Annotated in this window: 7 protein-coding genes; all 7 read right to left on the bottom strand. The window is 72.5% G+C overall.

What is annotated here, in order from left to right:
* Position 1 precedes the first annotated feature (1 nt).
* Complete coding sequence (locus ACIBA9_RS00575; protein WP_399359170.1) at positions 2-5,017, bottom strand: amino acid adenylation domain-containing protein; 5,016 nt, start codon at positions 5,015-5,017, stop codon at positions 2-4.
* A gap of 134 nt (positions 5,018-5,151) precedes the next feature.
* Positions 5,152-8,925: an amino acid adenylation domain-containing protein gene (locus tag ACIBA9_RS00570; RefSeq protein WP_399359169.1), complete on the bottom strand. Its 3,774-nt coding sequence runs from the start codon at positions 8,923-8,925 to the stop codon at positions 5,152-5,154.
* Positions 8,864-10,126, bottom strand: a complete 1,263-nt coding sequence (locus ACIBA9_RS00565; RefSeq protein ID WP_399359168.1) for an MFS transporter — start codon at positions 10,124-10,126, stop codon at positions 8,864-8,866. The genes ACIBA9_RS00570 and ACIBA9_RS00565 overlap by 62 nt, the downstream gene beginning before the upstream one ends.
* Before the next feature lie 668 nt (positions 10,127-10,794).
* Positions 10,795-12,213 (bottom strand): NtaA/DmoA family FMN-dependent monooxygenase, encoded by a 1,419-nt coding sequence (locus tag ACIBA9_RS00560; RefSeq protein ID WP_399359167.1) that lies wholly within the window; start codon positions 12,211-12,213, stop codon positions 10,795-10,797.
* 21 nt (positions 12,214-12,234) lie between these two features.
* Positions 12,235-13,443, bottom strand: coding sequence for an LLM class flavin-dependent oxidoreductase (locus ACIBA9_RS00555; RefSeq protein ID WP_399359166.1), 1,209 nt, complete (start codon positions 13,441-13,443; stop codon positions 12,235-12,237).
* A 134-nt stretch (positions 13,444-13,577) separates the two neighbouring features.
* The gene (locus ACIBA9_RS00550) at positions 13,578-13,700 is read right to left on the bottom strand and encodes a putative leader peptide (RefSeq protein WP_399359977.1); all 123 of its coding nucleotides are present in this window, start codon (positions 13,698-13,700) and stop codon (positions 13,578-13,580) included.
* Positions 13,701-13,768: 68 nt separating this feature from the next.
* Positions 13,769-14,515 (bottom strand): GNAT family N-acetyltransferase, encoded by a 747-nt coding sequence (locus tag ACIBA9_RS00545; protein ID WP_399359165.1) that lies wholly within the window; start codon positions 14,513-14,515, stop codon positions 13,769-13,771.
* Positions 14,516-14,519: the final 4 nt, after the last annotated feature.

Here is a 14,519-nt window from a genome sequence, read left to right as displayed (position 1 = left end):
GTCAGTCCTCCAGTTCGGCCGCGGACGCCCAGGCCCGCCGGATGAGTTCGCCGGTCCCGGCGGGGTTGCCGCGCACGAAGTAGTGGCCGCCCGAGGCCAGCCGCCGGAAGTCGACGCGGTCGGCGACGCGTTCCCAGCAGCGGAACGTGTCGGCGGCGTGGGCCAGCCCCTTGTCGTCGTCGGCGACGACGACGGTGACCGGTGCCTCGATCCGCCAGTCGGGGCCGTCCTCGGTCAGGCCGATGAAGTAGCGGTAGCCGCCGCAGACGTCGTGCCGGAAGAGGCTGCCGGTGAACGAGGTGTACCGGGCGTCGAGGCCGTCCAGCTCGCTGTAGCCGGTCTCGTCGACCATGTAGCGGATGATCTCGTCGTCGGTCCAGCTCTCGATCATCTCGATGGACTCCCGCATCTCGGACGCGGGGGGCAGCAGCTTGGAGCCGATGAAGACGTGCCGCAGGTCGAATCCGCGTTCCTCCAGCACCCGGGCCAGCTCGACGGTGACGGCGGCACCGCCGCAGTGGCCCCACAGGATCAGGGGCAGGTCGGCCTTCGCCTCGATCCGCGCCACCGTCCGCTCGACCGTCTCGGTGACGTCGGTGAAGTCTCCCGGGCGGCTCGGGTTGTGGCCGGGTGGTTCGAGGCCGTACACCACCAGTTCGTCGGTGAGTTCGCCGATGGCGTCGGCGAGCGGTTTGAAGTTGACCGGGTGACCGCAGGGGTAGGGCACGCAGACGACCGCGGCCCGGGCTCCGTCGGCGGTGGACGACAGCAGGTGGAGCAGTTCCTCCTCGTCGTCGTGTTCGTGGGTGTCGACGAGTGCGGCGAGTGCGGTCAGGCGGGGCACGCGGGTCAGGTCGGAGAGCGTGACCAGGCCGTCGAGTTCCAGGACGACGCGGAGCGCGGAGAGCGAGTTGCCGCCCAGGGCGAAGAAGTCGGCGTCGGCGCCGATCTCCCCCTCCGGCAGGCCGAGGACGCCCGCCCAGGCCGTACGGATGCGGGCGACGGTGGCCGCCGACGCCGTGCCGCCGGCCGGAGTGCCCGTTCCGGCCTCGGCGCGCGGCTCCGCGGGGGCGTGGCCCAGCAGTGCCGCGTCCTCCTCGGCGAGCAGGTGGCGCGCCTCGTGCGGCGCGTCCGGCTCACTCGTCATCGACTCCAGGACGCGGACGAAGTAGCCGCCGATCCGGTCGATCTGCTCCTCGTCGTAGAGGTGGGTGTGGTAGTGCAGGCAGAGTTCGACCTCGTCGGTGAAGAAGTTCCGGGAGAACTCCGTACGGAAGGGGAACTCGGTCTCCGAGTCCACGCGCATGCCCAGCAGGGAGAACTCGGGCAGTTGCCTGAGGTTCTTCAGCAGGTAGAAGTGCGTGAAGTTGAAGGTGGTCTCGAACAGGGTGCGCTGGGTGGCGAGGTCCTGCTTCATCTTGGCCATCGGGTAGCGGCGATGGGGCAGCAGGTCGAGTTCGGCGCGGTAGACCCGGCGCACGAGGTCCGCCCAGCTGCCGCCCGCCAGGTCCACCTGGAAGGGGACCGTGTTCAGGTGCAGGCCGAGCGTGGTCTCCGCGCCGGGCAGTTCGGGCCGGCCGCTGTGCTCGTAGCCGGTCATCACCGTGTCCTGGCCCGCGACCAGGCCGAGGACCTTCATATGGGCGGCGAGCAGCACGTCCTTGAAGGGCACGGACAGGGCGTCGGCGGTGGCCTCGACGCGCTTGGCGAGTCCCTCGGGCAGCGGTACGTCGCGCAGGACGACGGTGAAGTCGTCGGTGTGCCCGGCACCGGGCCTCGGGGGGACGCGGGCGGGCCGCGGGTCCGCCAGCACCGAGCTCCAGAACTCCCTGGACTCCGGTGAGCGCAGCGCCTCCCGTTCCAGGCCGACGAAGTTGCGCAGATGGTTGTCGACCGGCGGGCGGGAGGTGTCGCGGCCCTCGCGGATTTGGTGGTACAGCTCGAACAGCTGGGTGTGCAGCAGGGAGATGGACCAGCCGTCCAGCGCCGAGTTGTGCTGGCTGACCGTGTACCGGTAGTGCTCGTCGCCGAGCACCTGCACATGGAGGGTGACCAGGCCGCCCTCCTCCCACACGAAGGCGCGGGACTTCTCGCGGGCCAGCCACCGCTCGTGCCAGGCCTCCTGGCCGGCCTCGTCGAGGTGGCGCAGGTCGTCGACGGTCAGGGGCGGTGGCACGTCGCGGTGCACGATCTGGAGGAACTCGCTGTATCCGGTGAGGTGGTAGGTGGTGCGCAGGATCGGGTGCCGGCCGGTCAGCTGCCGTACGGCCTCGGTGAACGCCTCGGTGTCGAAGGCGCCGGTGATCGAGTAGCTCAGCACGTCGTGGTACTGGCCGAGTCCCCCGGTGATCTCGGTCTGGAAGATCAGGCCCGCCTGGAGCATCGACAGCGGATAGGCGTCCTCCGCGTCCTCGGGCAGCAGGGCCCGGTCGGCCTCGCAGACCAGCTCGAACGGCTGGAAGGCGCCGCGTGCCGCCACGTCCGCGACCACGGCCCCGGATGTGCCGTCACCGTCGATGGTCTCGACGAGCTGGGCGATGGTCTGGTGACGGAACAGCTGCTGGAAGGTGAAGTCCAGTCCCTTCGCACGGGACTTGGCGAGCACGGACACGAAGTGGATCGAGTTGCCGCCCAGGGCGAAGAAGTTGTCGTGCACGCCGACCCGGGCGACACCGAGGACGTCGCGCCAGATACCGGCGAGAATCTCCTCCCGCCCGTTGCGCGGCGCCACATGGGCGGGCGCCTTGCGGCGCAGGGCCTCGGGGGTACGCAGATACGCCCGGTCCAGTTTGCCGTTGGGGGTGAGCGGAAGCCGGTCCAGCACCAGGACGCGGCCCGGGATCATGTACTCCGGCAGCTCCTGGCGGATGTGTTCCTTCAGCGCCGCCTCGCCCACCTCGCCGTCCGCGACGACGAAGCCGCGCAGCGAGGTCTGCCAGCCGTCGTCGACGGCGACGACCGCGGCGTCCCGCACCCGGTCGTGGGCGCGCAGCCGCTCCTCGATCTCGCCCGGCTCGACGCGGAAACCGCGCACCTTCACCTGGAGGTCGACGCGGCCCAGGTAGTCGAGTGTGCCGTCGGGCAGCAGCCGGGCCCGGTCCCCGGTGCGGTACAGCCGCTCCTCACCGGTCGCGGCGCGCACGGCCGCGCCGGTGACGAACTTCTCCGCGGTCAGCTCGGGCCGCCCGAGGTAGCCGCGGGCCACGCCGACGCCCGCCACGTGGAGTTCGCCGGGGACGCCTACCGCGCACGTGTGGCCTTCGGCGTCGAGCACGTACAGCCGGATGTTGTCGATGGGCCGGCCGATGGGCAGCCGGGCCAGGTCGCCGAGGCCGGCCACCGGCTGGTGGGTGACGTCCACCGTCGCCTCGGTGGGGCCGTAGAGGTTGACCAGCCGGGCGCCGGGGACGAGTTCGGCGAACTTCTCGCTCTGGGCCGGGTTCAGCGCCTCGCCGCTGGTGAACACCTGGCGCAGCGTGCCCAGTTCGGAGCCGTCACCGAACCTGGCGAGGTGTCCCAGGAACATGGTGAGCATCGAGGGCACGAAGTGCACGGTGGTGACCCGGTGCCGGTCGATCGCGGCGAGCAGCGCGGCGGGGTCCTTCTCGGTGCCCGGGGCGGGCAGTGCGAGGGCGGCTCCGGTGAAGGACCACCAGAACAGCTCCCAGACGGAGACGTCGAAGGAGACGGAGGTCTTCTGCAGCAGGACGTCGCCGGGGCCGACCGGGTAGGCGCGCTGCATCCAGTTCAGCCGGTTGACGGCGCCGCGGTGTTCCACCAGGACACCCTTGGGGCGTCCGGTCGAACCGGAGGTGTAGATGACGTAGGCGACGTCCCCCGCGGTGGCCGACGGTTCGACGCGACCGGCGCCGGTCGCGTAGGACGCCTCGTCGTCCAGGTCGATCCCCGGTGTGCCGCCGGCGGCGTCGGCGAAGCGGGCCTGGTGCAGGACGAGGCGGGCGGAGCTGTCCTCGAGCAGGTAGTCGATGCGCGAGCGCGGGTAGGAGGGGTCGACCGGCAGATAGGCCGCGCCCGCCTTCAGGACGGCGATGATGCCCGCGATCAGCTCCGGGGAGCGGTCCGCGATCAGGGCGACGATCTCGCCCGGCCCGATCCCGCGCTCGCGCAGGGTGTGCGCCAACCGGTCGGAGCGGGCGTCGAGTTCGGCGAAGGTGATGGTCGAGTCGTCGGTCAGCAGGGCCGGCGCGTCGGGGGTGCGGGCCGCCTGGGCGGCGAACAGGCCGTGCAGGGTGGCGTCCTCGTCGAAGGGCTGCCGGGTGTCGTTGCTCGCCGCGATGACCGCGTCGTCCTCGGCGGTGCGCAGCTCGATTCGGGTCACCGGCAGGTCGGGCTCGGCCGTGGCGCGCTCCAGCAGCAGCGCGTACTGGGCGGCGGCCCACCGCATGGAGGCCTCGGCGTACCGGTGGCGGTCGTAGTGGAGGCTCACCACCAGTTCGCCGCCCTCGCGTGCGACGACGAAACGGGTGCCGCCGAGCGTGCGCGGGCCGGGGTCGTGGAAGCCCGTCAGTTCCAGCGCGGTCTCGAAGACGTCGGTGCGCCCCAGTTCGGCGGCGAGTGCGGCCACCGGGAAGTCCTGGTGCTGTTCGGCCTCGCGTACGGCGGCCGAGACCCGGGACAGCAGCTCGCGCAGGGTGCCGTCGGGCCGGGCGCGCACCAGCAGTGGGCCGCCCGCGAACTCGGGCGCGGCCCCGCGCGTCGGCTGGGCGACGGTCACCTCGTCCTGGCCGGTGTGGCGGCCCAGCAGGGCGACCAGCGCGGAGGTGAGGACGACGTGGAGCATCTCGGGCTTGCCGCGGCTGATCCGGTCGAGCCGCTCGGTGAGAGCCGGGCCGAGGCGGCGGACGTGGGTGCCGGTCTCCGGTTCGCGTCGGCCGTCGCGCGGCCGGAGGTCGGGGAGGAAACCGGAGGGCTGCGCGAGCGAGGCCAGCTGGGATCGCCAGTGGCCGTCCCGCGCTTGCGGTGCGGAGAGTGCTGCCTCGTGGTCGAGCGATTGCATGCGATGTCTCCTGCGCTGAAGCGACGTGGGATCAGGCGTACACACGGAGTGATCGATGGACCGCGGCGAGTCACCCGTCGGACGGTGGGGGGGGTGACGGCGTCAGGTGCTCGGGCGCCGGGGCGCCCAGCGGGTCAGAGGTCGAAGTCGAGGTCGGGTGGGGCGGATCGCGCGGCCGCCGGTGCGGCGGACGCGGGGTGGCCGGGACACAGTGCGCCGAGCGGGGCCGCCGGGTCGGCCGTGAGGGCGTCGAGCAGGGCCACGAGGTCGTCGCGCCAGCCCTCCACCGTGTCCCGGCGCAGCAGCCCGGACGCGTAACCCCAGGCCGCCCGCAGGGTGTCGGCGTCCTCGTGGATCTGCAGGTTGAGGTCGAAGACGGCCTGCCCGGTGTGTTCCAGGCGCAGCGGCACCCGGGCCCCCTGGAAGTCGACCGCCAGATAGCGGGCGCTGTGCAGGGCGATGAGGGCGTCGAAGAGCGGGGTGCGGCTGTAGTCGCGTACCGGCGCGGCCAGGGCGACGACGTCGTCGAACGGGAAGTCCTGGTGGGCGAAGGCCTCCTCGGCGGTGCGGGCGGTACGCCGCAGACAGGTGTCGTAGGACAGGGCCGGGTCCGCGTCGACGCGCAGGCACACCGTCTGCGCGAACATGCCGACCGTGCGGTGCAGTCCGGGGGCCGTGCGCCCCGAGGCGGGTGTGCCGATCGTGACGTCCGCCGTGCCCTTGAGCCGGCCGAGCAGGATGCCGTAGGCCGAGGCGAGCACCGCGAACAGGGTGACGTCCCGCTGCCTGGCCAGCTCCCTGAGGCGTGCCGTGCGCCGCGGGCCCAGGTCGAATTCGACGACGTCGCCCGCGAGTTCCCGCAGGGGCGGCCGGGGTTGGTCCGTGGGCAGATCACGCGGGTCGGGCGCGGTGGCGAACTCCCGGCGCCAGTACGCCTCCTGTGACTTGCGCTGCCTTCGCCCCTCGGGTCCGGCCAGCCAGACGGCGTAGTCGCGGTACCGGAGCGTGGGCGCCGGCGGTTCGTCGCCCGCGTACAGGGCGGTGAGGTCCTCGAGCAGCGGGGCCAGCGAGAAGCCGTCGACCACGATGTGGTGCAGGTCCAGGCGCAGGACGACGGCGGTCGGCGTGCGGTGCACCTCCGCCCGCCACAGGGGTGCCCGGGACAGGTCGAAGGGCCGGACGAAGGCGGCGAGCGGCCCTGGTTCGCCGTCGTGCAGCCGGATCGGCGACTCGGCGTCGGCGTCGATGCCGATGCCGATGCCGATGCCGATGTCCGCTTCGATGTGCTGCGCTACCTCGCCGTCGTCCGTGACGGTGAACCGGGTGCGCAGCGCGTCATGGCGCCGGGCCAGTCGGCGCAGGGCGTCGGCGAGCCGCGACGGGTCGGTGTCGGCGGGCAGTTCGAGCGTGAGCGGCACGTTGTAGTGCACCGCCCGTTCGTCCTTGAGCTGTTCGAAGAAGAGCCGGCGCTGCTGCGGAGTGACCGGGTAGGACGGCCGGGACGGCGCGGGCCCGATCGCCGGTTCGGTGACGGGGTCGCTCTCCCGCAGCAGTGCGGCGAGCCGGGCGAGGGTGCCGGAGCGCAGCACGACGCTGACGGGGCAGGCGCGTCCGAGTCTCTCCCGGGCGCCGGCGGCGATCAGGGTGGCGGTGAGGGAGTCGGCGCCGAGGTCGCGCAGATCGTGGGTGACGCCGATCCCCTCGACGCCCAGCGCCTGTTCGGCGAGGTCCACCAGGGCTCGCTCGATGTCGTCCGCGGGCGGGACGGCGGGGGTGCCGGGCAGCAGCCGGGTGCCGTCGGGGTCGGGCAGGGCGGCGCGGTCGACCTTGCCGGTGTGGTTCAGCGGCAGCGCCGCGAGCGGGACGAGGTGGGCGGGGACCATGTGGGGCGCGAGCGCCTGCGCCAGATGGGCCCGCAGGGTCTCCGGTGCCGGCGGGCGCGGCCCGGCGTAGTAGCCGCACAGGTACTTCTCCCCCCGGCCCGGACGGGAGCGGGCGAGCACGATGGCCTCCGCCACGTCCGGGTGGCCGAGCATGGCCTTCTCCACCTCGGCCGGTTCGATGCGGAACCCGCGCACCTTGACCTGGTGGTCGCGCCGGCCGAGGAACTCCACGATCCCGTCGGGCCGCCAGCGCGCCAGGTCACCGCTGCGGTAGAGGCGTCCGCCGCCCGGGGAGAACGCGTCCGCCGTGAAGCGCTCCGCGGTCAGCTCGGGCCGGCCCAGATAGCCGCGCGCCACCCCGTCCCCGCCCAGGCACAGTTCGCCGGGCACGCCGACGGGGCACAGCCGCCCCCGGTCGTCCAGGACATAGGCGGTCGAGTGCGCGATCGGACGCCCGATGGGTATCCGGCCCAGGTCGTCCCGGCTGAGCCGGTGGGTGAGCGAGAAGGTGGTGTTCTCGGTGGGGCCGTACCCGTTGACCAGCGTGAGGCCGGGGCAGGCCGTCATCACCTTCGCGACGTGCACGGAGGACAGGGCGTCACCGCCGACGAGGAGTTCGCGCAGCCCGCGGAAGGCGGTGGCGTCCTGTTCCACGAGCTGGTTGAACAGCGGCGAGGTCAGCCACAGGGTGGTGATGTCGTGGGCCGCCAGCTCACGCCCGAGGGCGCGGGCGTCCAGGATGACGTCGGAGTCCGCCAGGTGCACGCTGCCGCCGTTCAGCAGCGGGCCCCACAGCTCGAAGGTGCTGGCGTCGAAGGCGATGGAGCCGGTGGGCAGGACCCTGAGGTCGGGTCCGAACCGGACGTAGTCCGTGCCCTTGACCAGCCGCACCACATTGCGGTGGGTGACCTCGACTCCCTTGGGCTGCCCGGTGGTTCCGGAGGTGTAGCAGATGTAGGCGAGGTCGGCCGCCGAGGCCGGCGCCGTGTGCGCGCGGTGGTGTTCCGTGGGGGGCGCGGGGAGGTGTGCCGTGGGGTGGAGCACCGTTCCGTCGAAGGCGAAGTCCACGGGCAGCTCGGGCGAGGCGACCAGGACACGCACCGAAGCGTCGGCGAGCAGCCATTCGGTGCGCCGGGCCGGGTGGCCGGTCTCCAGCGGCAGGTAGGCACAGCCGGCCTTGAGGATGCCGAGCGCGCCGACGACGAGGTCCGCGGTACGCCCGGTGCGCAGGCCCACCCGCTCCCCGTGGCGTGCGCCGGCCGCCCGGATGGCGTGGGCGAGCCGGTCGGCGGCCGCGTCGAGCTCGCCGTAGGTCAGCCGCCCCGAGCAGTCGGTGACGGCCGTCGCCTCCGGTGTCCTGCGGGCCTGCTCGCCGAAGAGCGCCGGGACGGTGGCGCTGTCCGGGTAGGGCCGGGCGGTGTCGTTGAAGGCGCCGAGGATGAGCGCCCGTTCCTCGTCGTCGAGCAGGTCCGCCTCGTGCACCGGGTCCTGCGGGCAGCGTCCGAGGAACGCGGCGACGCGCCGGAGATGGCCGCCCAGGCGCCGCGCGGTCGACTCGTCGAAGAGTGAGGTCCGGTAGCCCAGGAGCAGGTCGGCCCCGTCCCGGGTCAGCGCGAGTTCCGCCGAGCCCGCGGGCACCGGGTGGTCCGCGTAGCGTACGGCGGTGTCCGCGGGGCGCTGTCGCGGGGCCGCGTGCGCGGTCCGGGCCAGCAGGGCGGAGACCGGTTCGTCCGGCTCGACGGTGAGGGTCAGGGACCCCGCGCCGCGTTCGCCCAGGTCGACGTCGAGCAGCAGCCGACGCTGACCGGTGTACCGGTGCAGCAGTACGGCGAACGCCGCCAGGTCGTGCGGTGTCGCGGCGTTCGGCAGGCGCAGCCAGGCGAAGGCGGCCTCGGCGGCGTCCCGGGTGCGCGGGTGGTCGGTGACGAGGAGGACGGCGTCTCCCCCCGTCTCGGGCTGGGTGTCAGGAACCCGCGGGGACGGCGTCGGCGTCCGGGTCGGTATCCCGCTGCGCACTCTGGTCATCTGCTGCTGTCACCCCCAGCCGGAAGGGGAGGTTGCGGAACAGGACCAGAGTGAGGGCGCCGGGCAGGACGGCGAGCGAGGCGACGACCAGGATGAGAACGCTGTAGTGGCCGCCGCTCAGCAGCACACCGCCGAGGGCGGAACCGGCGGGCAGCGCGCCGGCCATGACGGTGCGCATCAGCGTCATCGCCCGGCCCCGCATGGCGCCCGGCACGCGGGTCATGCGGACCACACCGCCGAGGACCGTCATGGGCGCGGACAGGATGCCGTTGAGCACCAGGCCGATCAGGATGAACGGCAGTGCCTTCGGTACGAGCAGGAACAGCACGGCGCCGGACAGGAGTTGCAGCACACCGATGCGCAGCATCTGCCTCTCGGAGGTCTTCACGGCACCGGAGACGAGGGAGCCGATCAGCTCGCCGGCCGCCATCACGGCCAGCATCAGGCCGAGCACGCCGGGGCCGCTGTGGAACTCGTCCTTGGCGAGCCAGGGCAGGGCGACCACCAGGGCACCCGCCGAGACGTTGAAGGCTCCGAAGGAGAGGGTGAGCACCAGCAGGAAGCGGTCACGGGTGACCAGCCGGAACACGGGTTTCCAGCCGGGCTTCGCGCCGGGGGCGTCACCGGACGGTTCGGGACGGGCGAGGGGCGCCTTGATCATGCCGATGAGCAGGGCGAAGGCGAAGTAGGTGGCGGCGTCGAGCAGCAGGACGTTCTGGGCGCCGAACGCCGTGATCATCAGTGCGCCGAGGGCGGGTCCGACGACGTTGGCGGCGCCCATGGCGGTGGCCTCGAGTCCGGAGGCGGCCTGGAGCTTGTCCTCGGGGACCAGTTCGGGCAGGACGGCCGGTGTGCCGGCCAGCGGGATGATCTTCAGCAGTCCGTAGACGAGGGCGACCGCGTACAGGTGCCAGACGTGCAGTGCGTCGGCCAGCGCCAGCAGCGGCACCAACGCGACGACGAAGCCCCGGAAGACCGAGTCGGAGATGAAGAGCTTGCGCCGGGAGAACCGGTCGAGCAGCGGTCCGACGAACGCGCCTCCCACGATCACGGGGAGGGTGAGACAGACACCCAGGACGCCCAGACCGGCGGCGCCGGCCTTGTCGAGCGTGATCCAGGCGAGTGCGGCATAGCTGGCGCCGTCACCCAGGAGATTCAGCACCAGGGCCGACCACAGCAGGCGGTAGTCCCTGAGTCGCAAAATGGCTAGATATGCTTTCACGTAACCGCACCGTTCTATGGGCCTGTAGGCAGCAGAAGTGCACGGGCGGGCGTGTTGTTCACGCCAAAGATTGCCCGTATGGCCGTGCAGAAGAAAGGCGCGCCGACGGGCCGCCGCCCACAGGGGAGCGGACAGACCGAATCAAGACACCCGGTCCGGCGCCGAAATGATCTGAGCTGCTGATACGCACACGTGTCGGGCCTGCGCCCGAATCCCCCGGCAGAAATACCTGACGCAGCGCCCCCCGCCCTGCTCTCACCGCCCCTGAGCGGCAACCCCCGATTTCCGTCACATGTTCTAACAGTCGCGCCGAGTTCGAGTCAAGTAATTCACACGCCGCAATTTTGGCGGGTTCTCGACTTGCCGCGACCTGATATGGCTCCGAAATTCCGTGGTTCATCTCCGGGATCGGGCGCCCGGCATGTCAACAAAGGATCTTTTGTCAAGACCTGATGTGCCGGCCGGCCGTCCGCACCGCCCCGCCGGGCGATTTCCCGGCGCATGCGAAAGGGAGCGAGCCGGCCCGTTCCGGCTCGCTCCCTCGACCTGGCCGGAAACACCGGCCCCGCTCCCCCCGGCCCACGACGCGCTCCCCCGCCCGGCAAGGGGAGCCGGCCGGTCAAAGGGTCAGGTGAGGTCTCGGAACCTCAGGAAGCGGCTCGCGTCGCCGACGCGCCGGCAGCGGCAGCGGCAGCGGCAGCGACGCCCACCTCGGCGTCGTCGTCCGGGTGCGCCAGTCCCAGGTGGTCGCGCAGGGTCGTGCCCTCGTACTCGGAGCGGAAGACGCCCTGTTCCTGAAGGAGCGGCACCACCTTGTCGGCGAACGGGTCCAGGCCGCCGGGGGTGATGTGCGGGACCAGGATGAAGCCGTCGGAGGCGTCCGCCTGCACGAAGTCGTTGATGGTCCGGGCGACGGTGGCCGGGGAGCCGATGAAGCTCTGCCGGTTGCCGGTGTTGATGACCAGCTCGCGGATGGACCACTTGTTGGCCTCGGCGAGCTGCCGCCACTCGCGGGCGACGGCGACCGGGTCACGGTACATCCGCACCTGGGCGCGGCCCCGGGAGATGTGCTCCTCGCTCACCACCGGGTCCACGTCGGGCAGCGGTCCCTCCGGGTCGTACGCCGACAGGTCCCGGTTCCAGACGAACTCCAGGTGCTTGATGGCCGTCGCCCCGCTGACCTGCTGCCGACGCACCTCGCGGGCCAGTTCTGCGGCCTCCTGGTCGGTGTCGCCGAGGACGAAGGTCGCGGCGGGCAGGATGAGCAACTGGTCCGCGCGGCGGCCGTACTTGGCGAGGCGGGACTTGACGTCCGTGTAGAAGGCCTGGCCCTCCCGCAGCGTGGCGTACCGGCTGAAGATCGCGTCCGCGCCGGCGGCCGCGAACTCGCGGCCGTCGTCCGAATCGCCAGCCTGGAAGATCACCGGGCGGCCCTGCGGGGAGCGCGGCACGTTGAACCGGCCGTGGATGTCGAAGTGCCGCCCCCGGTGCTCGAAGGCACCCGCCTTGGCGTCCCGCAGGAAGGCTCCGGTGGCCTGGTCGGCGAGGATCTCGTCGCCGCGCCAGGAGTCGAACAGTTCGTGCGCGGTGGTGAGGAACTCCTGGGCGCGGGAGTAGCGCTCCTCCTGCGGCAGGAAACCGCCGCGGCGGAAGTTCTCCCCGGTGAAGGCGTCCCACGAGGTGACGACGTTCCAGGCGGCCCGGCCGCCGGAGAGATGGTCGAGGCTGGCGAACTGGCGGGCCACCTCGTACGGCTCGTTGAAGGTGGAGTTGATGGTGCCGGTCAGCCCGAGCCGGTCTGTGACGGCGGCCAGCGCGGCCAGCACGGTGAAGGTGTCGGGGCGGCCGACGACGTCCAGGTCGTAGATCCGGCCGCCCTGTTCGCGGAGCCTGAGGCCCTCGGCGAGGAACAGGAAGTCGAACTTGGCGCGCTCGGCGGTGCGGGCGAAATGCGCGAAGGAGCTGAACTCGATGTGGCTGCCGGCGGCCGGGTCGCTCCACACGGTGGTGTTGTTGACACCGGGGAAGTGGGCGGCCAGATGGATCTGCTTCAACGGCTTGCTCATGGGGGTGCGTTCTCCTCCGACTCAGGCGGTGGCTGCGGCGTAGCGGTTGGCGGGGCGGGCGAAACCGAGGAGGCCGCGCAGGGTGTCGGCCTCGTAGGCGTCCCGGAAGCGGCGGCGGCGCTGGAGCTCGGGCACCAGGTCCCGGGCGATACGGGGCAGATCGTGACCGGCGACGGCGGGCCGCAACCGGAACCCGGTCAGCCCGGACTCCGCCAACTCCTCCAACAGGTCGGCGAGTTCGGATGCCGTACCGCTGAACGTCCGGGCATCGCCGGTGTACGGCTCGCCCGCGAGCGCGTCGAGGCGTCCGCGCCGGTCCTCCGCCTCGGCCCGGGAGTCGTCGAGGAGGACGACGAGGTCCCCGAAGACGTGCAGGGTCTCGTCGGCGCGGCCGGCGGCCTGCTGCTCGGAGCGGATCTCGGCGACGATGGCGCGGGCCTGCCGCGCGTCGTGCGGGGTGACATAACCGATGTCGGCCTGACGGGCGACGAGGCGGTACGGGATCGTCTGGTGGGCGAGGGCGCTGACCAGCGGCTGGCCCTGCGGCGGCCGGGGCGTGATGGAGGGGCCCTTGACATCGAAGAAGCGGCCCTCGAAGTCGATGTAGTGCAGCTTGTCCCGGTCCACGAAGCGGCCCGTGGCCGCGTCCCGGATCTCGGCGTCGTCCTCCCAGCTGTCCCAGAGCCTGCGGATCACCTCGACGTGGTCGGCGGCCTCGTCGAAGAGTTCGGTGAGCGTCTCCCGCGCGTCCGGGCTGTCGTAGGCGGCGATCGGGCCGATGGTGCGGCGGCCGAAGTGGGCGGCCTCGTTCGGCCGGGCGCTGATCTGCACGCGCAGGCCCGCGCGTCCGGCGCTGACGTAGTCCAGGGTGGCGATGGCCTTGGATATGTGGAACGGCTCTGTGTGGGTGGCCACCACGGTCGGCACGAGACCTATGTGCCGGGTGAGGGGGGCGACACGGGAGGCGATGAGGACGGCGTCGAGCCTGCCGCGGACCTGGTCGGTGCGCTCGTCGGGCTCCAGGAAGTGTGAGGACTGCGGGCCGAGGCCGTCCTCGATGGTGACGAAGTCGAGCAGGCCGCGTTCGGCCTCGGCGACCAGGTCGGCCCAGTATCCGGCGGTGAACAGGTCGCGGGGGCGGGCGACCGGCTCCCGCCAGGAGGCGGGATGCCAGCCGGTGCCGTCGAGCGCGACGGCGAGGTGCAGGGGGGAGGGAGGAGCTGAGGACACGTCGGTGCCTTTCTTGACGTCCGGAGATGCCCGCGGATGCGCGTCCCCGACATGCCCGGGGTACCGGTGGATGCCCGGTGGCGCAGGCGGGCGCGGCGGGGGGGGAGCCGGCCGGGGGCCGGGCGAGGCTCGGGTCAGCGGCGACAGAGCGCGGCGGACACGCGCTGGAGGTCGATGTGCGGCCGCGAGTGCAGCCGGACGGAGCGGTACGGGCGCGCGAGGCGCGGCGCGCGTGCGCACGGCAGGGCGCGGGCCATGGCCGTCACCTCCGTCCGTCGGGCACGGCGGGCCGGACCGGCGACCGCCTGGCGGAGCTCATCGGAACTCACAACGCCCGCCCCGCGACGGATGTTCCCGGAGCGCGTACCCGAAGGATCGGCGAGCGGCGGCGCGGGGCGAACCCGATCGACTCGTACAGCCGGACCGCCCGGGTGTTGTCCGCGGCGGCGTGCAGGAAGGGGGTCTCCCCGCGGTCCCGGATGCCCGCCGCGACCGCCCGCACCAGCCGGGTGGCCAGCCCCCGGCCGCGGTGTCCCGGATCGGTGCAGACGGCACTGATCTCGGTCCAGCCGGGCAGCCGCAGCCGCTCCCCGGCGAGCGCGACCAGCCGGCCCCCGTGCCGGATGCCGAGGTAGGTGCCCATCTCGACGGTCCGTCGCAGGAACGGTCCGGGCCGGGTCCGGCCGACCAGGTCGAGGATCTCGGGGACGTCGGCGAGGCCCAGCCGCACCGCCTGCGGATCGGCTTCGGCGCGCAGCCCGGTGTCCACCAGTTGTACGCCCGCACCGGCCGCGACGATCTCCCAGCCGTCGGGGACCTGCCTGACGGATTTGATCCGTACGGTGTTCCCGGGGCCGACGAGCGTGTGCAGGTCGCTCCAGGCCGCCGGATCCGCCGGGTCGGCGAGGGCGGCGCAGTCGTAGGTGTCGGGCCGGTAGCGGGCCGCGCGCCCGTGCCGCTCGGCGAGATGGGCGTGCGGGCCGGCCAGGGCGGCCCAGACGGCGTTGTCGAGAGCGCGCGTGTCGGGCGGGGAGGGGGCTCCGCCTCGGCGGACGTCGGTGGGCAGGGCCACGGAG

Origin of the sequence: Streptomyces sp. NPDC051452, assembly GCF_044454765.1 — a bacterium.
GTDB lineage: Bacteria > Actinomycetota > Actinomycetes > Streptomycetales > Streptomycetaceae > Streptomyces.
The sequence above is the reverse complement of the archived record's forward strand: the minus strand, read 5'-3'. Positions and strand labels throughout refer to the sequence as shown.

Coding starts and splice junctions, on each gene's coding strand:
- ACIBA9_RS00575 (WP_399359170.1), bottom strand. CDS start 5,017: ATGCAATCGCTCGACCACGAGGCAGCACTCTCCGCACCGCAAGCGCGG.
- ACIBA9_RS00570 (WP_399359169.1), bottom strand. CDS start 8,925: ATGACCAGAGTGCGCAGCGGGATACCGACCCGGACGCCGACGCCGTCC.
- ACIBA9_RS00560 (WP_399359167.1), bottom strand. CDS start 12,213: ATGAGCAAGCCGTTGAAGCAGATCCATCTGGCCGCCCACTTCCCCGGT.
- ACIBA9_RS00550 (WP_399359977.1), bottom strand. CDS start 13,700: ATGGCCCGCGCCCTGCCGTGCGCACGCGCGCCGCGCCTCGCGCGCCCG.